Annotated in this window: 14 protein-coding genes; 9 read left to right on the forward strand and 5 right to left on the reverse strand. The window is 68.1% G+C overall.

Features of this window, described 5'->3' with window-relative positions:
• Positions 1-104 precede the first annotated feature (104 nt).
• The 6 genes from AC07NX_RS02895 (at position 105) to AC07NX_RS02920 (ending at position 7,967) form a co-directional block, all read left to right on the forward strand.
• Positions 105-1,406, forward strand: coding sequence for a beta-barrel domain-containing protein (locus AC07NX_RS02895; protein ID WP_494638958.1), 1,302 nt, complete (start codon positions 105-107; stop codon positions 1,404-1,406).
• 3 nt (positions 1,407-1,409) lie between these two features.
• Entirely contained in the window at positions 1,410-3,545 is a 2,136-nt protein-coding gene (locus AC07NX_RS02900) for a peptidase domain-containing ABC transporter (protein ID WP_494638960.1), read from the forward strand.
• Positions 3,546-3,559: 14 nt separating this feature from the next.
• Entirely contained in the window at positions 3,560-5,074 is a 1,515-nt protein-coding gene (locus AC07NX_RS02905) for a TolC family outer membrane protein (RefSeq protein ID WP_494638962.1), read from the forward strand.
• Positions 5,071-5,904, forward strand: a complete 834-nt coding sequence (locus AC07NX_RS02910) for a Fic family protein (protein WP_494638964.1) — start codon at positions 5,071-5,073, stop codon at positions 5,902-5,904. The genes AC07NX_RS02905 and AC07NX_RS02910 overlap by 4 nt, the downstream gene beginning before the upstream one ends.
• A gap of 280 nt (positions 5,905-6,184) precedes the next feature.
• A complete protein-coding gene (locus AC07NX_RS02915) occupies positions 6,185-6,676 on the forward strand; it encodes a DUF6932 family protein (RefSeq protein ID WP_494638966.1) in 492 nt (163 codons plus the stop codon).
• Positions 6,677-6,758: 82 nt separating this feature from the next.
• A complete protein-coding gene (locus AC07NX_RS02920; protein WP_494638968.1) occupies positions 6,759-7,967 on the forward strand; it encodes a DUF6817 domain-containing protein in 1,209 nt (402 codons plus the stop codon).
• 130 nt (positions 7,968-8,097) lie between these two features.
• Here the strand turns inward: AC07NX_RS02920 and AC07NX_RS02925 are convergent, their stop codons facing one another.
• Positions 8,098-8,892: a Stf0 family sulfotransferase gene (locus AC07NX_RS02925; RefSeq protein ID WP_494638970.1), complete on the reverse strand. Its 795-nt coding sequence runs from the start codon at positions 8,890-8,892 to the stop codon at positions 8,098-8,100.
• Positions 8,893-9,216: 324 nt separating this feature from the next.
• On the opposite strand from AC07NX_RS02925, the gene AC07NX_RS02930 reads away from it, so the two are divergent.
• Positions 9,217-10,068, forward strand: a complete 852-nt coding sequence (locus AC07NX_RS02930) for a hypothetical protein (protein WP_494638972.1) — start codon at positions 9,217-9,219, stop codon at positions 10,066-10,068.
• An 84-nt stretch (positions 10,069-10,152) separates the two neighbouring features.
• Entirely contained in the window at positions 10,153-10,587 is a 435-nt protein-coding gene (locus tag AC07NX_RS02935; protein ID WP_494638974.1) for a hypothetical protein, read from the forward strand.
• A 194-nt stretch (positions 10,588-10,781) separates the two neighbouring features.
• On the opposite strand, the gene AC07NX_RS02940 is transcribed toward AC07NX_RS02935, so the two are convergent.
• The 3 genes from AC07NX_RS02940 to AC07NX_RS02950 all read right to left on the reverse strand — a co-directional run bounded on the left by AC07NX_RS02940 (position 10,782) and on the right by AC07NX_RS02950 (position 15,449).
• Positions 10,782-11,912, reverse strand: a complete 1,131-nt coding sequence (locus AC07NX_RS02940; RefSeq protein ID WP_494638976.1) for an esterase-like activity of phytase family protein — start codon at positions 11,910-11,912, stop codon at positions 10,782-10,784.
• A gap of 2 nt (positions 11,913-11,914) precedes the next feature.
• Positions 11,915-12,928 (reverse strand): LacI family DNA-binding transcriptional regulator, encoded by a 1,014-nt coding sequence (locus AC07NX_RS02945; RefSeq protein ID WP_494638978.1) that lies wholly within the window; start codon positions 12,926-12,928, stop codon positions 11,915-11,917.
• Positions 12,929-13,073: 145 nt separating this feature from the next.
• Entirely contained in the window at positions 13,074-15,449 is a 2,376-nt protein-coding gene (locus AC07NX_RS02950) for a TonB-dependent receptor (protein WP_494638980.1), read from the reverse strand.
• Between the two features lie 285 nt (positions 15,450-15,734).
• Here AC07NX_RS02950 and AC07NX_RS02955 point away from each other — a divergent pair, with 285 nt between their 5' ends.
• Complete coding sequence (locus AC07NX_RS02955) at positions 15,735-17,009, forward strand: NupC/NupG family nucleoside CNT transporter (protein ID WP_494638982.1); 1,275 nt, start codon at positions 15,735-15,737, stop codon at positions 17,007-17,009.
• Here the strand turns inward: AC07NX_RS02955 and AC07NX_RS02960 are convergent.
• Positions 16,993-17,838, reverse strand: a complete 846-nt coding sequence (locus AC07NX_RS02960) for a carbohydrate kinase family protein (protein WP_494638984.1) — start codon at positions 17,836-17,838, stop codon at positions 16,993-16,995. The two genes, AC07NX_RS02955 and AC07NX_RS02960, sit on opposite strands and share 17 nt — an antisense overlap.
• Positions 17,839-17,896: the final 58 nt, after the last annotated feature.

The raw sequence follows: 17,896 nt of genomic DNA on the forward strand, positions 1-17,896 counted from the left end.
GTGACGTTGCGTATCCAGATCGTTCGCCGCCGACAGCGTTGCGCGACGCGCGCGCGCGCTGGCGCCCCGGGCTCGCGGCGGCTCGGCGGCCGGACGTCCCGGCCATGAAAAACATCAAGATCGCCATCCCTCCGCCGTCCAACGACGACGACGCCTCGCTGTTTCGGGAAAACGCGGTCAGGGCCGCGCGCTCGCGCCTGGGCTCGCCGTCCGAGACGTTCGGCGTCAGCAGCTGGGTGCTGACGGGCTTCCTGGGCGTCCTGCTGCTCGCGGGCTTCGCCTTCCTGATCTTCACGCGGTACGCCCGCGTGGAGCGCGTTCCCGGCCGGATCGAGCCGGACGCCGGCGCCATCAAGCTGACGACCACGCGCGCGGGCGTGATCTCGCAGGTGTTCGTCAAGGACGGGCAGACGATCTCGGCCGGCGCGCCGTTGATCAAGATGGCGCTGGACGCGACCGTCGACGCCGGCGCCGTTTCGGGCCTCTATTCGTCCGCCTCGGCCCAGCAGGAAGACGCCATCAGCGCGCAGGGCGAGGCGCGAGGCGCCAGCGCCAGACAGACCGAAGCCTTGGGCCTGGCCCGGCAAGCCGGCCTGATCCAGGAAATCCGCGGGCTGGAGGATCAACTGCAACTGCAGCGCGGTCGCCAGGCGCTGAACGAACAGACCGTCGCCTCGGCCCGTGAGCTTTTCGAGAAGCGGCTGATGCCCGCCATCCAGCTGCGCCAGCGCGAAGACAGCCTGCTGGAGGCCAAGATCAGCGTCGCGGGACTGGAGCGGCAACTGAGCGAGACCCGCGCCAACCTGGCTCAGGCCCAGATCGAAACCCGGCGCGCCCGGGCCGACGGCGCCGCCGCCCAGGCCGACATCGCCAAGAGCCGGGCCGAATTGCTGGAGCGGCGCGCGGCCCTGGCCAGCGAGGGACAGGTCCTGCTGACCGCCGAACGGTCGGGCCGTGTGGCGGCGCTGGCCGCCCGTCCGGGCCAGACGGCTGTTCCGGGCAGTCAGCTGGCGATCCTGCTGCCCGCCAACGCCCAGCAGACCGCCGAGCTCTGGGTGTCGTCAAAGGCGATCGGCTTCGTGCGAAAGGGCGACCGCGTGAGGCTTCTATACGAGGCGTTCCCCTATCGCCGGTTCGGCGTCGGCGGCGGCACGATCACTGAGGTGTCGGACGCTCCGGTGGCGCCCGCCGACCAGCCGGCCGGCGTGGCCGCGCCCGAAGGCAAGGAACCGCTCTACCGGGTCGTCGCCAGGCTCGATCGCCAGACGGTCTCCGCCTATGGCCGCGAATGGCCGCTGATGCCCGGAATGCGACTGAGCGGCGAGATCGTCCTCGACCGTCACTCGCTCATCGAATGGGTGCTCGACCCCATCCTGGCCATGCGCGAGCGCTCGAAGGTCCAGTAGCCCATGACCCCCGATTACCGACTCCAACAGACCGAGGCCGCCGAATGCGGCCTGTCGTGCCTGGCGGCCGTGGCGCAGATCTTCGGCGACGAGACCGACCTGGCCTCACTGCGCAAACGCTTCCCGATGTCCTCTCGCGGCATGAGTTTCCGCGACATCATCGACCTGGCCGGCTCGATGAACCTGGCGGCGCGCCCGCTGCGGTGCGAGCCCCAGGAACTGACCAACGTGAAATGCCCGGCCATCCTGCACTGGGGTCTGTCGCACTTCGTGGTCCTGATCAGCGTCAACCGCGGCTGGGCCAAGATCTTCGACCCCAGGCGGGGCCACGTGAAGGTCAGCCTCAAGGACCTGGACGCCAAGTTCACCGGCGCGGCGCTGGAGCTCTCGCCCACGCCCGCGTTCCAGCGCCGTCGCGATCGCTCCCCGCTCAATCTCTGGAGCGTGGTGCGCTGGGCCCCGGGCCTGGGCGGCGGGCTTGGCCAGGTGGTCGTGCTTTCGCTGGTGCTCCAAGTCTATGTCCTGATCAGCCCCTTCTACATGCAGTTCGTCGTCGACGACGCGGTCCTGAAGGGCGACTTCGATCTGCTGACCGGCCTTGCAATCGGCTTTGGGCTGTTCGCCATCTTCAACGTCGTGGCCGACACGCTGCGAGGCTTCGCGACCCAGAAGCTTTCGGCCCTGATGAACTGGGACATGACCCAGCGGCTGTTTCATCATTTGATCCGGCTGCCGCTGCCCTGGTTCCAGCGTCGACGGCTGGCCGACGCCCTGATGCGGTTCCAGGCTCTGGATCCGATCCGCAACCTCATCGCCGGCGGCCTGATCGCTGTCGTCCTGGACGGCGTGCTGTCGATCGCCACGGCGGTGATGATGTTCGTCTTCGCTCCCAGCCTGGCCGCGGTCACCGTCAGTTGTCTGGCGCTCTACATCGTCGTGCGTCTGCTTTCGATCCCGCTGACCATGAACTACGCTGCCAAGTCGCTGACCACGAGCATCATCGAGAACGGCAAGCGCATCGAAACCCTGCGCGCCATCCAGACGATCAAGGTGATGGGCGCCGAGCCCGAACGCCAAGCCGACTGGTCCAACCGGATGGCCGACAGCATCCGGGCCAGCCAGCTTTCGGCCTTCGCGACCATCGGCGTGGGGGGCGCGCAGAAGCTGATCCGCGGTCTGGCCAGCGTGGTGGTCATCTATCTGGCGGCGCGGATGATCATGGCCGACCAGATGTCGATCGGCGTCCTCTACGCCTTCATGGCCTATCACACCCAGTTCCTGGATCGCGGCGCCAACCTGATCGAGCAGGCCGTCTCCTGGAAGATGCTGGATCTCTACACCTTCCGCCTGGCCGACATCGTCCTGACGCCGACCGAAACCGACATCGACAAGCCGACCGCCGGCCTGCCGCAGATGAAGGGCAAGGTCAGCCTCGAAGGCGTTGGGTTCACCTATGCTCCGCACGAGCCCACGGTGCTCAGGAACCTCACCTTCACCGTCGAACCCGGCGAGTTCGTGGCGATCGTCGGACCGTCGGGCTCGGGCAAGTCGACCTTGGTCAAGGTGCTCTGCGGCCTCTATCCGGCGACGTACGGCCAAGTACGGATCGACGACATCCCGCTCAATGTCTGGGGGCCCCGCGGCGTTCGCCGCAACATCGGCGTGGTCCTGCAGGACGACGAGCTGCTCTCGGGCTCGGTCGCCGACAACGTCACGTTCTTCGACGAAACCATCGACATCGATCGCGTCAACGAATGCTTGCGACTGGCGGGGCTGGAGGACGAGATCAACCGCATGCCCATGCGTACGGAGACCTTCGTGGGCGACATGGGCTCGTCGCTGTCGGGCGGCCAGAAGCAACGCATCCTGCTGGCCCGCGCGCTCTATCGCCAGCCGAGCGTGCTGATCCTGGACGAGGCGACCTCGCACCTGGACCTGGCGCGCGAACGCCTGGTCAACCAGTCGCTGGCCAAGCTCAACATCACCCGGCTGGTCGTGGCCCACCGGCCCGAGACGATCGCCGCCGCCGACCGCGTGATCATGATCGAGGACGGCACGGCGACCGCTGATCGCCGCCGCTCCCGGATCTCGCCCGCCAGCGGCGACGAAGCCGAGCCCCCGCCCCTGGCCACCGCTTGACCAAGGCGCCTTCGATGCCGCTGTTTCGACGCCAGCCTCGTCGCCTCACGACGGGTCTCCTGGCCGCGGGTCTCCTGGGCGCGGGTCTCCTGGGCGCGGGTCTCCTGGGCGCGGGCCTGGGCGGCGGCCCGCCGGCCAGGGGCGAGACGCTGGCCCAGGCCGTGGCCCTGGTCTATGACGCCAACCCTCAGCTCCAGGCGCAGCGCGCGCAGTTGCGCGCCGTGCAGGAGGCCGAAAACCAGGCCCTGGCCGGTTACGGCCCCACCGCCTCGCTCCAGATCGCGCGAACCCGCACCCACAGCGACGCGCGCGGCGTCGAGGCCGAAGCCACCTCCAACACCGATCAGCTGTCTGTCGAGCAACCGCTCTATTCAGGCGGCGCGGCCCATGCGGGCCTGAACCTGGCGCGGGCCCAGGTCGCCGCCGGCCGCGAGGCTCTCCTGCAGTCGGAGCAACAGATCCTGCAGAGCCTGGTCGCGGCCTTCTCGGCGGTGCGCCGCGACGAACAGGCCGTGGCGATCGCCCGCGAGAACGTCCAGGTGCTCGAGCAGCAGCTCGCCGACACGGAAGCCAAGTTCGCCCTGTTCGAGGTGACCATCACCGACCGGTCGCAGGCGCAGGCGCGACTGGCCGGAGCCCGGGCCCGGCTGCTGGCGCGCCAGGGCCAGCTGGCGCAGAGCCGCAGCGACTATCTGGCCGTGGTCGGGCAGAACCCCGGGGACCTGGCGCCCCCGCCGGCGGCGCCCAACCTGCCCGGGGCGATCGAGGACGCCTTCAGCCGCGCCGAACGCAACAACCACGCCCTGCGGATCGCCATCTACGCCCAGCAGCAATCGCAGGCTCGCCTCCAGCTGGCCAAGACGCCGAACCGGCCGACCATCTCGCTTCAGGTCCAGAGCGCGGCCACGCCGCTCAACAGCTTCAACCCCATCGAAAACGCTCGGGCGACCACGGCCGCCGTGGTCTTGCGGCAGATCATCCCCCTGAACGGCGCGGTTCGATCGCGCGTCGCGGCCGCCGAGGCTCAGGCGCATCGCGACCAGTTGCTCGTGGACGACGCGCGCCGGCAGGCGATCCGAAGCGTCTCGCAGGCGTGGAACCAACTGGCCACCGCCCGCGGCACGCTTTCGGCGCGGCGCGAAGAGCTCAAGGCCCAGCAGGTCGCCTACGAGAGCGTCAAGGAAGAGCAGCGACTGGGGCTCAGGACCGTCCTGGACGTGCTCAACGCCGAACAGGAACTGCGCGACGCCAAGTTCAACCTGATCGAAACCGCCTATCAGGAATATGTCTCCTCCACCGCCTTGCTGGCGGCGATGGGCGAGCTGCGGTTCGTCGACTTTTCCCCTGGCCTGACGCCGATTTCCGTCGAGCCGCGCCGCGCCCTGCGGGCGCCCTGGACGGGACTGCTCGACACGCTGGACTCCGTCGGGGTCCGCGATCCGGCTCCGATCGAACAGACCCTGGGGACGAGCACGCGCAGGCCCGACGGGTCGCTGCCCCTGGTGGCGGCCGACGGAGCGACGCCTTGAGCCCGGCCGCGCGGCGAAGATCCTTCTTCCCCTGGCCCGACTGGTCGCAGGCCACCAGCGAGGTGGCCGACCTGGCGGCCCGCGCCCAGGCTCACGTCCTCGCGGCGCCGCCGATGATGGAGGCGCGTGTGCGCGCCTGGCTGGAAGGGGCCCCTCTCAACCTCAGCCGGGACTGGAATCTGGATCCGGCGCTGCGACACCCTCTCAGCCCCTGGTTCGCTCCCGACGCCGGGGCCGCGCGCGAGGGCCGGTCGCTGCGCGAGTGGAGCGTGGTCGACGAGTTCGGCGAGCGCCTGATCACCGCGATCGCGGCGGAGGACACCGCTGATTTCGTTCGAGGCCTGGCGACCCTGGCCAGCCATGGGCTGCGACGGCGCGTCGTCCCGAGACGTCGCGGCGTCGGCACCGAGCGCGATCAGAGCGGCCGGCGGGTGGCCTTCCCACCGGCCGCGTCGATCGCCGATCGCATGGTCCTGATCCATGAGCGGCTGCGCGCACCGGACGGACCGGTGATCCATCAGGCCGTCATCGCCCTGGCCGCGATCTCCAACTGCCATCCGTTCGTGGATGGGAACGGCCGAACCGGCCGCATGCTGTTCAACGCGCTCCTGCGGCACGGCCTGGCCCGGCCGCGCCTCTACGCCCCACTCCATGAACTGACGACCTTGGCGGGCGGCACCCTCACCCTGGCCGTGCGCGAGGCCGAACTGCACGGACGTTGGGAGCCCCTGTTCGGCTTCGTCGAGCGTTGCCTGTTCCTGATGGCCAACGACGCCTTGCCCTCGCCGACCGTGTCCGTGGCGGCCAGGCCGGCGGGGGTTTCCGGCTGACATTCGGACTCGCCGCCCGCCCTCGAACAGGGACGCGCGCATCCGGTCGCCAGGCAAGGGCGTCGCGTCGAAAAACAACCCAGGTTTGCTCAAATAGCCCTTGCGGACAGGCAAAAACAAAACCTAGGGTAGGCGCAACAGAAGCGAGTTCGGGATCTCCGCGTCCGTGCCAGCCGCATCCCCTTTCGAGCGTCCGACGTCGCACGCCAGCCATGGCGTGACGGAAAGCCAACCACCGTCCACCTCCCGCGACGAACCCCCGCCGCCTGGGTTCAAGGCCTTGACCCAAGCCTGCTTTCGCCAGGCCGAGATCCAAGGCTTTCCGCCCTTCGTCAGTCCAGAGCGCCTGAGCACGCCGATCAACGCCACGCCTTATCTGATCGATCTCTCCAGCTTGGTGGCGGGCGAGGGCTTGGCCAACCGCAGGCCCTTCATCGAGGCCTTGGCCGTTACGGTCCGGGCGCTGGACGCCATCGGCGGGCAAGCCGTGGCGGCCTTGCTGGGCGGCAGCGCCATCGGTCCCAAACCCGATCCTGGCGATCTGGACTGCGCGCTGTTCTACCGGTGGGTCGACGGAACCGCGGACGCCGCGGCCCTCAAGCGGCTTCAGACCGCGTCCAGGGCGCATGGGCTCGACCTGCGCCTACTGCCCTTGGATGGCGACCCGCTGCTGCTGATCAAGACGATCTCGTATTTCAGCATGCTCTACAGCAAGAACGAAGGCGAACGCACGATCGTGCGCGGCCTGGTTCTTGTCGACTGTCGAACCTAACGGGGGCGCGCCGAGTATCCCGGTCCAACAGCGCCCGCCCAGACCGCTCCCAGCCTTCGTTTTCCAGCCACGAGAGTCCCAGATGAGCGATTCTTCCGAGACCGCCGTTCTCGTTCGTCCCGCCCATATCCGGGACGATCCGATGGACGCCAAGCTTCGGTTCCTCGACCAGTTCGGCGCAACGGGTGTGGCGCATTCGGGCCATGCGCTGATGGACCACTTGAAAGCCACCGCGGCCATGCTGGCGGCCTGGGGCGAAGAGTCGGCCGTGTGCGACGCGGGCCTGTTCCATTCGATCTACGGCACCGAGAGCTTCAAGCGCGCGATCGTCTCGACCGACCGTCGCCACGACGTGGCGGCGGTGATCGGAGAACGCGCCGAGCGGCTGGCGTTCCTGTTCGGAGCGATGACCAAGCGGAGCTTCTTCCTGGCCCTATCGCCACGCGGACCGGGCGAGTTGACCCTGCTGGACCGGACTCAAGAGCCGGTCGCGCGCAGCGACCTTCGCGACCTGGCCCACATCTTCACCGCCAACTGGCTGGAGCAGTTCCCGCGCATGCAGCCCCGCCAGCGCGCGGACGCCGGAACCGGCCTGCGCGGCCTGCTCCCCTGGCTCAGCCCCGCGGCCCGCGAAGCCTTGTCCGACACCTACGGCTTCGATCGGGCCGCTCCCTCCATCGCCCTGCGGGCCCGTCCCCCGAGGGATGGCGAGATCCGCATGGTCGATGACATCGTCCCGGCCGAGCTGAGACTGCAGTTGTCGGGCCTGATGGACCGCAATATCTGGCGTTACGGCTGGCGGGCCAACACCACCCAGGTCAATCACGGCTTCTGGCACTCGCATTTCGGCGGCGGCGACGAGAACAGCCTGGACAACTGTGAGGCGGACCTGCTCGACCGGCCCCTGATCGCCCCGGTGATCGCCCTTTGGAAGCTGATCCGCGAACAGGTGGTGGGCGATCACGTCCCGGTGCGGGTCTACGCCAACGGCCATACGTTCGGGGGCGACGGCCATATGCATACCGACAGCGCCCAGCCCGACTACCTGACGACCATCTACTACGCCCACCCGCAGTGGGAGGCCAACTGGGGCGGCGAAACCGTCTTTTTCGACCAAGGCGGCGGCGATGTCATCCACGCGGCGTTCCCAAAGCCCGGACGACTGGTGACCTTCCCGGGCGATATTCCGCACGCGGCCCGCACGCCAAGCCGGGACTGTCCGGCGCTGCGCGCGGTGCTGGTGTTCAAATCCCGAGCCCGCAACGGCAACGACGCGCCCAGCTTGCTCTAGAGCATCGTGCGGAAAGGTGGACACCGGCTTTCCGCAAAAACGATGCGAAGACAAAAACCTAGAGCCAGTCGTGTTTCTCATGTCGCGCGACTGGCTCTAGCCGACGCCCTGGCGGCCGCTCCGGCGGTCGTCAGAGTCCCACGGCCTGGGCCAGTTCTTCGTTGACGCCGGCGCGGCCGCCCTCCCGCGCCAACCGACTGGCCACGTCGGCCTTGAACCGCGCGATCCATTCGGCGCTGACCGCGTCGCCCTGCCTCGACAAGGTCGGGATCGGCGCCGGAGGACAGTCGCTGGTCCGGGGCAAACCCAGGCGCTGGCGCACCGCGTCGACCAACGCCGCTTCGCGCCCCTGATAGTCCTCGTAGGCCGCCGAAAGCACGTCCGCTCCCGTCAACTCGAAGGCCGATCGCCACCAACGCTCCTGGTTCAGCAGGCTTCGAAGGCATCTGCCGATCAGGCCGCGGCTGTAGACCGACGGCAAGGCGTCCGCGCTCCACGAGCACCAGGCCTGGGTCTGCTGGGCCCTGGCCAGCGATACCGCCTGGGCGACCTTGTCGCGCCGGTACAGATGCACCGCCACGTCGCTGCGCAACAGGGGCAGCAGGTCCGGACAATGACGCACCGCCATCACATAATAGGGCTGAAACAGCTTATGCCCGAAAACGCCGTTGGGAGACGTGCGGCGGGCCTGGACCGCCCGCCAATAGTCGACGTAGTTCTCCGCGCCCAGCCGCGCGGACATCTGTTCGATATGCAGCGGGTTTAGATATTCCAGCGGCGCCCCGAGATCCCCTTCGCGCCAGAGGCAGGCGGCTAGGTGCGTGCTGCCGCTGCGCGGCGTGCTGGCGATGACATAGCTACGCCGCGTCCGCACACCGGTGGGGAAGTCGTGATCGGCGCGGTAGAGATCGTAGAGGTCGGACATGAAACGATGGTCCAATCCCCGGCCGCGCGACTCAAGCGGAAATTGCATTGGCGAACGATTCCATCCGCCCCTGGGTAGCGCCGCAAAAAAAGATCGTTTAGCGTGCATTCGTGGATCGATCGGCGGCCTCGGATCTCGGCCGCCGCCCTTCAGTACGCGAGCGGGTGTGGTGTGATTGCGCTTTTGCTGTTGCTGGCCATCGGCGCCTCCGACGTTGCCGCGGAGGGTCGCTCGGAGATCGAAATTCATCAGACGCGGTGGCCCAACGCCGCGCCCCGCTATTCCATCCCCCTGTCCATCGCCGGCCGCGCCCCTATCGAAGTCATGCTCGACACCGGCTCCACCGGCCTGCGGCTGCTGCCCGCCGCCGGCCCGGTCGCCGAGATCCGGGGCGCCCGCCCGCAACGCTACGCCTATCGCAACGGCGTGGTGCTGACCGGCAAGACCGCCCGCGCGGCGCTGGCGATCGGCCAGTTCAGGACCGAGGTCGAGCTCAGCGCGACGTCCGCGGTGGCTTGCGCGCCCGAACGACCGCAGTGCCCCGCGGCGAATCTGTCGCCCGCACAGTTCCGGATCGGCGGGGCCACGCCCACCGACGGGTTCCTGGGCATTCTGGGCGCGGGGCTGCGGGCCGGGGACGTCGACAATCCGCTGACCCGGACACGGGACCAGGCCTGGATCCTGCTGTTGCCGCGTCCCGGCGACGCGACGGCCGGCAAGCTGATCCTGAACCCTACGGCCGCCGAGCGGGCCAGGTTCACGCTCTTCCCCCTGGCCAGGGATCCGCGGGGCGACGGATCCGACTGGGTGGACACCGTTCCGACTTGCCTGGTGGCGGCCGAGGGCGCGAAACGCCTGTGCGCCCCGACCTTGCTCGACAGTGGAGCGCCCGGCCTCAACGTCATTTCCCGCTCTCCCCCGCCCGACGAGTGGCCGGCCGGCGCCAAGGCCGAGCTACGGTTTGGCCAAACCGATCCGTTGGGACCTAGGCAGGAGGTGACGCTTGGGCGAGGCTCCGCGCGCCTGGTGTTCACGACGCCGCCGGCGAACCTGCCCTGGGAAGGGCTCAACGCCGGCGACCTGCCCTTCCACGATTTCGCGGTGCTCTACGACGCCAAGGCCGGGACGATCGGCCTGGCGCCGCGCCAGGCCTTCATGGAGCCGGCCGCGCCATGAGGCCTTTACGCCCCGCTCCAGCCCCCCGGTTCGCTAGAGATCACCGGCGATACGCCCCATCAGTGTGAATGGAGAGGAACACCCATGCCCGGTTACGTCGCGTTGCCCTTGCTCCTGGTCGGCTTGCAGGCCGAGCCCGCGGTCGTGTCCGCGGTCGAGCCCACCCGCCCTGAACTGCTCAGCACGCGGTCGGAGGCCCGGTGCGGGAGCGACAAGCTCGTGCTCGATCGCCTGGGCGCGGGCGTCCCGGCTTCCGCCGAACCAACCCTGACGCTCGGCGGCAAGGCGCTGGCCCTGCCCGCGGCGATCCGGTCGTTCCTTTCAGCCGAACGCACGGCCTATCGGATTTCGGCCGTGTGCGACGCCAACCGGACGTTCCAGTTGCGTCTGTACCGGGTCTCCGGCTTGGCGACCGGCGCCCACGACTTCGCGCAGTACTCGTTCAACGTACATTCCGACGGCCGGATCACCGACGAACGCAGCGACAAGACCACCGCCGAAGGGTTCTTTTTTCGGTAGGGAACGGCGTCACCGCCGATTTGCCAGTAGGCGGCCCGTCCCGTCCGTCAGCATGGTGGATGGGCTGTCCCCCGCCTGCCCGACCGCTCGGCTCGTCGCACGTTCCAAACCGCTCGTGTCGGGCGCTCCTCGGGCCCCTTGTCCTGATGGGGCCGAAGGCGGCCGGGACGCGATCAGCCTCGTCGCCTTGTCGGTCACCTCCCGCCGTCGTGGCTTCGAGGCGTCACGGCGAACACCAGAACGACGCCTGGGCTGTCCTGATCGAAATTGTCGTCGGACATCAGGACCAGTGTGCGTCGACCGTCCTTCAGGCGCGCCCCCCAGGCCATGGCTTCGAGATTGCCGGCGTCGACGCGCTCCAGCTTGGCGAAGTTGACCAGCAGGCGCTTGGCGAGCGGGCGGACCGGGGCGCCGGCGAGGCTCTCGCGGCCAGCGACATCCCGAGCATGACGGATATCGACCAGATAGAGGCGGCAATGGAAGACGAAATGACCCTTGCGGACCTCCACGCCGGATCGCTCCAGCACCAGTAGCCGATGATCGTCCACGGCCAGTATCTCGCTGATCCCGTTGTCGGCGCGCAGACCGTCCCGGGGCGCGGCCTGAATGGGGTCCAGCCGATAGGCGTACTGGGCCAGAACTCGGCCCTTCCGGTCCAGGCGGGTGAGCCGCGTCAGGCCGCCGGCTCGCACCGAACTGACCGGCCCGTCCTGGATCAGGGGCGCCTCCATCGAAATCCAAAGCGATCGGCCATCCGGCGAAAAACTCAGTCCCTCGATCGTCTGGTTGGCCCTGGCGCCGGATTGGCCATGGGGATCGAACGCCAGGCTCGTCGGCAGTGGAACGCGCCCCGAGGGCGCGCCGTCGACACTCATGCGGCGCAAGGCCGGATCGAAGCCGCGCGCGGGATCGCCCTCGCTGGCCCAGACGATCTGGCCGTTGCTCGGATCGAGTCGCAACGCTTCGGCGTCGGCGCGCTCGCCAGCCAAGCTGGCGGTCGGTGGAAAGGCCTTCCCGTCCTCGCCGCGAAGCGCGACGCTGCGGTTCAGCCTGAAGGCCGAGACGCCACGCGCGTCATAGCTCAGACGCACTCTGTAGAACCGCGCCGACGCCTTGTCGGACCGGTCATCCGAGATCATCAGCCAGTCGCCGGCTCGTGGATCATAATCGATCCCTGAGACCCCACCGAACGGCGCGCCGTCGAGCGCGAGGTCCTTGGGAACCTCATAGGCGCCGAGAAGGTCCAGGCGGGGAGGGGCCGCCGCTCCGGCCGGGGCGACGGCCAGTACCGAGGTCGCCAGGCCGATCGCGAGGGCCAGGCGCATGCTCAGACCAGGCGGCGGACGGAGTCGCGCGTGATCAGCTCGACATTGAACATCACCCGGCGACGAGGTTCGGTCTTGTTGGCCATGCGGCGCACCAGGGTCTCGACCGCGGCGGCGGCCATCTCCTCGATAGGCATGTCGATGGTGGTCAGGGCGGGCTTGTTCAGCTGAGCCCAAGGGATGTCGTCGAAACCGACCACCGAGACGTCGTCGGGCACCGTCAGTCCCATGGCTTGGACGTGGCGAATGACTCCGATGGCGATCAGGTCGGTCCCGGCGATCACGGCGGTGGCGGTGCGAGTCTCCAGCGCCGCGGTCACCTGCGGTTCGAGGTCCAGTGCGAAAGCGTTGTGCACATGCCAGGTCAGGTTGGCCCGCTCGCGCAGCACGGCGATCGCCGCCTCGGCGCGCTGGCGGGCGCTGGACGCTGCATGCGGACCGGAGATCACTCCGATGTCCACATGACCGGCCTCGATCAGATGCTCGGCCGCCAGCCGGCCCCCGTCGGCATAGTCGGCCTGGATCACATCATAGCCCGGCAGGTTGCGGTCCAGCACGACGGTCGGGGTGTTGCCGATCAGCTTGCCCACCGTGTCGGTGTCGGCGATCGGGAACCAGACCACGCCGTCCACCCCGCGATCGATCAGCAGGCTGACCGAACGCTGCTCGGCCTCGGGCGAGCCTTCGGTGTCGGTCAGGAAGACGCTGTAGCCATGGGCCCGCGCCGCCTGGATCACGCCCTGAGCCAGGCTGGGGAAGAACGGATTGGTCAGGTCGGGCAGGATCAGGCCGATCGCGCCGGTGCGACCGGTCTTCATCGCCTTGGCGCTCTGATTGGGACGATAGCCCAGCTGGGCGGCGATTTTCAGAATGTGCTCGCGGGTCGCTTCCCCCACTGATCCCGTGCCGTTGATCGCGTAGGAGGCGCTGGCCAGCGATACGCCCGCCGCCTTGGCCACTTCCTTCAGCGTCGCGCGCCGCCCGGTATCATTGCGCGGCGGATCGTTCCTGGTCATGCGTCGGTCCCGTTTTCCGCACAGCACGTGAAACCTTTCACGTGCATCGTCAAGAATAAGCGCCGTCAGGAAAACGGGGCGGGCCTTGCGGCCCGCCCCTGCGAAAGCCCCGGAATGAGGGGCGCGGAACCTTCGCGTCTCGACGTCAGAAGCGGGCCCGCACCGAAAAGGTATAGGTGCGCGGCGCGCCGACGAAATAGCGATCCAGGGTGCGGGCGTTGGGCGTCGCGGCGGTGTAGCCAAACTCCGGCTGCGTGGCCGTCGAGCCGCTGACGGCGCCGATGTACGTCTGGTCGAACAGGTTATCGACGTTGAGCTGCAGCCGAAGATCCGGGACGCCCTCGCGCTTGACGTCGTAGCTCGCCGACAGGCCAAACAGCGTATAGCCGTCGATCTTCTCGACCCCGATCTCCTGGAAGGTGACCGGCGCGATGATGTGGCCGCCGACCCGGTCGCCGACATAGCGGGCGCTGGCTTCCAGCTTCAAGCCCGGCAGAGGACGCCAACCGATCTGGCCGAAGAACGAGTTCTTGGGGATGTCGCGGACGCCCGCGCCGCCGATCACCCCGACCGAGGCCAGAGCCTTGCGCGCGACGCTGCCGACGGCCGGATTGTCGTGCTTGGCGTCCTGCCGCGAATAGGAGCCGTAGAGATCGACCACGCCGAAGTCGTAGTAGCCGGTCAGCTCGACGCCCTTGGTCCTGACGCCGGCGATGTTGGCCGCCTTGGTCGCGACGTTGCCGCGCACCACTTCGTCCGGATCGAGCGCCGCGGTGGAGTCGCGCGGCACGATGCCGACATTGTTCTTCAGCGCGACGTCATAGGCCTGGATCGAGAAGGCCAGGCTCGGCTTCACATAGCGCAGGCCCAGATCGACGTTTTCGGTCGAGACCGGGTCGAGGTCCTTGGGATTGATCACCGCCGTCGACCCCAGGAAGGCGTCTTCGGGAATGCCCGCGAAGTTCTTGGCGTAGCCGCCGAACAGCTCCCAATCACCGCCCAGCCGGTAGGTCGCTCCAAGCTTGGGATTGATGTCGGAGTGCTGCGAGAACTTGACGTTGGCCTTGTATTCCAGCGGCGACTTGGCGTCGTAGCGGACATCGTACCAGGTCAGGCCCAGATCGACCTTCAGCCGGTCGTTCAGCAGCTTGATCTCGTCCTGGGCGTACAGCATCACCGTCTCGACCGAGGCCGTCCGTTCGTACTCCACATAGTCCAGCTTGGAACGATCGTAGGCGATGCCCTGGGCCGAATTGATGACCGGGTAGAAGTTGCGCTTCTCGGTGGAGTCGCCGCCCTCGTACCAGGCGCCGACCCTCAAGGTGTGGCCGGAGACCAGGTTGTCGGCCTTGATCTCGCTGGTGACGCCGTAGCGCTCGCGGTCGCGCGGGGTGACGCGCATGTCGGCCGGGCCGCCCACCACATTGCTGTTGCGCAGGGTGGTCAGGGTCGGCCGAACAGCGCCGCCGTTGGCGTTGTAGCTGGTCACGGCGCGGGGATTGCCCCCGGTCAGGATACGCTGGCGGTCCTGATAGCGGAAGGATTCTCCCTCCAGCGTCTGGCGATAGGGATTGACGTCGAAGCTGATCTTGTCGGTCAGCCTGAAATGGCCGTTCAGATAGACCAGCCAGTCCTTGCGCCAGCCGCCCAGGGCGCCGCCGAAATCGACGTCCTTGGCCGGAATGCCCGTGATCGCGTCCAGCGCCCGGTCGCTGCGCGGCGCGGCCAGGAACTCGTTCTTGGTGACGATGTTGAAGTCGTTGTCCTTCTGGTCGTTGTAGGAGACGCGGGCCTTCACGAACGAGCCATTGTCGAAGTCCTTGACCAGCTTGAACTCATAGTGCTCGCGCCGCGATCCGCGGCTCTTGCGGCCGGCCCAGACGTCGTTCTCCTGATGCGAATAGGTCAAATAGCCAGACAGACCTTGTCCGATCTCGCCGGTATCGACGCGCGCGTAGATGCGGCGGAAATCGAACGAGCCGATCCCGCCCTCGACCGTCGCGCCGAAGTCCTTGCGCGGGGCGTCGGTGACGAAGTCGATGAAGCCGCCCAGGGCGAAGCGCGACGGCGCGCCGATGTCGCCGGCGCTCTGCGACACGGTGATCTTGCCGACATTGCTCGACTCGATGAAGCGCGCGGGCGGCGAGCCGCCGTTGAAGCGCGAGTCGCCGGTCGGAACACCATCCAGGGTCAGGCCGATCTGCTCGTCGCTGAGGCCGCGCATATAGATCTCGAACGAGAAGCTGCCGCCCCGTGCATCGCCGGTCGAGACCTGGACCCCCGGCACCTTGACCAGGGCCTGGGTGATCTCGGCGCCCAGCGGCCGCTGCTGGATGTCCTCGGCGCCCAGGGTGAAGGTGGCGCGGGTCAGGCCCGAACCAAAGCGCTCGGCGGTGACCACCACTTCCTCGATGGTCTCGGTCGGCGCGGCGGCGGACTTGGCCGTTTCCTGAGCGATCGCCGGGCTCGAGGCGAGGACCGAGCACAGCGCGCTCGAAACCAGCCAGATGGACGTCTTCATGCTCTAGCCCCCTTTTTGCGATCCCCGATCGCGAACGTCGATGCTATTTAGTGAAACGTTTCATATCCAATTTCAATGACAATTTCATCACGGGGCCGGCGGCGCTCCAAAGCGCCCAATTGGACAGCAACCCCTGTCTTCTCAATATCCTTTGGGCGATACGCCCCTTCGAGCGCGGACCACGGTTGAAATGGTCCTGGACCATTTCCCCTTGGGATTGCAGGCTCTTTCTTTGAAACGTTTCACTCTATAAGGCTTCGCCATCTTCCGTCGAACGGACTCGCCATGATCGCTAGTGAAATCGCCGCTGGAGAAATCGTCAGGGGCCTGATCGGGATCATCGCCTTCATCGGCCTGGGCTGGCTGCTGTCGGAAAACAAGCGCGCCTTTCCGATCAAGCCGGTGCTGGTCGGCCTGGCCTGCCAGATCGGCCTGGCGATCCTGCTCACCCGGGCGCCGGCCATCACCGCCGCCTTCGCCGCCGCCACCCACGGCATGGACGCGCTCCAGGCCGCCTCCCGCGCCGGCTCCAGCTTCATGTTCGGCTATCTGGGCGGCGGTCGCGCGCCGTTCGACATCGGCGACCCCGGCGCCACCTTCATCTTCGCCTTCCAGGCCCTGCCGGCCATCCTGCTGGTCGGCGCTCTGTCAGCCCTGCTCTGGCACTGGAAGATCCTGATCTGGATCGTCCGGGGCGCGGCCTGGGTGTTTGGCAAGCTGTTCGGCGTCAGCGGCCCTGTCGGCGTTTCGACCTCGGCCTGCGTGTTCATGGGCATGGTCGAGGCGCCCTTGCTGGTCAAACCGTTCCTGCCCCGGCTGTCGCGCGGCGAACTCTTCATCATCATGGTCGACGGCCTGTCGGTGATCGGCGGCTCGATGATGATCGTTCTGGGGGCCTTGATCTCGGCCAAGATGCCCAACGCCTTCAGCCACCTGCTGATCGCCTCGCTGATCAGCACGCCGATGGCCATCGGCATGGCCCGGCTGATCATCCCCGGCGACGCCCTGGCCGCGCACGAGCCGATCGTGCTGGCCAGTCCCTATCGCAGCAGCCTGGAGGCCCTGACCTTCGGCACGCTGGACGCGATCAAGATGGTGCTCAACATCGCCGGCCTGCTGATCGTCTTCGTCGGCCTGATCGCCCTGATCAATATGGGCCTGGCCGCCCTGCCCCATTCGGGCGCGCCCGTCACCCTGGGCTTCCTGCTGGGCAAGCTGCTGACGCCGATCGTCTGGCTGACCGGAACGCCGCTGGGCGACCTGCAGACCGTCGGGTCCCTGCTGGGGACCAAGGTCGCGGCCAACGAGGTCGTGGCCTACAGCGACATGATGGCCCTGCCGGACGGGGCGCTTCAGCCCAAGAGCCTGCTGATCCTGACCTACGCCCTGGCCAGCTTTGGCAATGTCGGCAGCGTCGCCATCCTGATCGGCAGCCTGTCGTCGATGGCGCCCGAAAAGGTCGGCGAAGTGGTCGAGCTGGGTTTCAAGGCCTTGGCGGCGGCGTTTCTGACCACCTGCCTGACCGCGACGATCATGGGTCTGCTCAGCGCCCTGCCGTAAGTCGCGAGGCGAGCAACGCCCGCGCCGCCTCGATCCCGGCGCGCGCCGCGTCTCCCGCCCCGCCGCCGCGGATCAACGCCGCCAGGGCCGCGCCGGCGAAGGTGTCGCCAGCCCCGGTGGCGTCATCGACCTCCATGGGACGCACGGGCTGGTGAACCTCGCCGTCCGGACCTTCGACGACCACGCCCGCCGCGCCGCGCGTCTCGAACAAGCGTTGCCCGGCGGGCCTTGGCCCCGACCGCGCCGCCTCCAGCCAGGCCCGTTCTCCGGCGTTGCAGAAAATCACGTCGGCCCGGCGCGCGAGGCGGGTCGCCAGGTGGGCGGGGAAACAAGCGGCGTCCTCCTTGGCGATCCAGGCCAGGCGAGTCGTCGGCGTCAGAACGTCGAGCAGCCGGCCGGCGATGTCTGGCGGCCCCGCGCTGATCACCAGCCAGTCGGCGGCCGCCGCCAGGGCCAGTTGGACGCAGGTCAGCAAGGCGGGGCCGGGCCGCAGCAGGCAACCATAGCTCCCGTCGGCGTTATAGATCAGCAGGCAGCGGGTCGATGGCGCGCCTCCGGCGATCGCGAGGCCATCCAGTTCGACGCCGCCGCGCAGACAGGCGGCCCGATAGGCCGCGCCGTCGGCGTCGTCGCCGATCCAGGTCAGGGGCGCGGCGGCGACGCCCGCCGCCGCCAGCGCCGCCCCGGCATAGAGCGCCGCTCCGCCCGCTCGGGGCCAGGCGTCCTCCGCGCCCTGGCGCATGACGCGCGTGCCGCGACCGGAGAAGTCGCCCTCGACCCGCGCCACATAGTCCAGCGTCGCGTAGCCCGCGATCACCACCTCGGCCATGCCGAACCTCCTTCGAGATGAAGATTGACTGAAACGTTTCACTTGCTAGTTTGCAAGG

This window comes from Caulobacter sp. GW821-FHT09A05, assembly GCF_059418465.1.

What these genes read in the sequence shown, in the direction of transcription:
- AC07NX_RS02895 (WP_494638958.1), top strand. Translation starts at nt 105, where the DNA reads ATGAAAAACATCAAGATCGCCATCCCTCCGCCGTCCAACGACGACGAC.
- AC07NX_RS02900 (WP_494638960.1), top strand. Translation starts at nt 1,410, where the DNA reads ATGACCCCCGATTACCGACTCCAACAGACCGAGGCCGCCGAATGCGGC.
- AC07NX_RS02905 (WP_494638962.1), top strand. Translation starts at nt 3,560, where the DNA reads ATGCCGCTGTTTCGACGCCAGCCTCGTCGCCTCACGACGGGTCTCCTG.
- AC07NX_RS02920 (WP_494638968.1), top strand. Translation starts at nt 6,759, where the DNA reads ATGAGCGATTCTTCCGAGACCGCCGTTCTCGTTCGTCCCGCCCATATC.
- AC07NX_RS02925 (WP_494638970.1), bottom strand. Translation starts at nt 8,892, where the DNA reads ATGTCCGACCTCTACGATCTCTACCGCGCCGATCACGACTTCCCCACC.
- AC07NX_RS02930 (WP_494638972.1), top strand. Translation starts at nt 9,217, where the DNA reads ATGCTCGACACCGGCTCCACCGGCCTGCGGCTGCTGCCCGCCGCCGGC.
- AC07NX_RS02935 (WP_494638974.1), top strand. Translation starts at nt 10,153, where the DNA reads ATGCCCGGTTACGTCGCGTTGCCCTTGCTCCTGGTCGGCTTGCAGGCC.
- AC07NX_RS02940 (WP_494638976.1), bottom strand. Translation starts at nt 11,912, where the DNA reads ATGCGCCTGGCCCTCGCGATCGGCCTGGCGACCTCGGTACTGGCCGTC.
- AC07NX_RS02945 (WP_494638978.1), bottom strand. Translation starts at nt 12,928, where the DNA reads ATGACCAGGAACGATCCGCCGCGCAATGATACCGGGCGGCGCGCGACG.
- AC07NX_RS02950 (WP_494638980.1), bottom strand. Translation starts at nt 15,449, where the DNA reads ATGAAGACGTCCATCTGGCTGGTTTCGAGCGCGCTGTGCTCGGTCCTC.
- AC07NX_RS02955 (WP_494638982.1), top strand. Translation starts at nt 15,735, where the DNA reads ATGATCGCTAGTGAAATCGCCGCTGGAGAAATCGTCAGGGGCCTGATC.
- AC07NX_RS02960 (WP_494638984.1), bottom strand. Translation starts at nt 17,838, where the DNA reads ATGGCCGAGGTGGTGATCGCGGGCTACGCGACGCTGGACTATGTGGCG.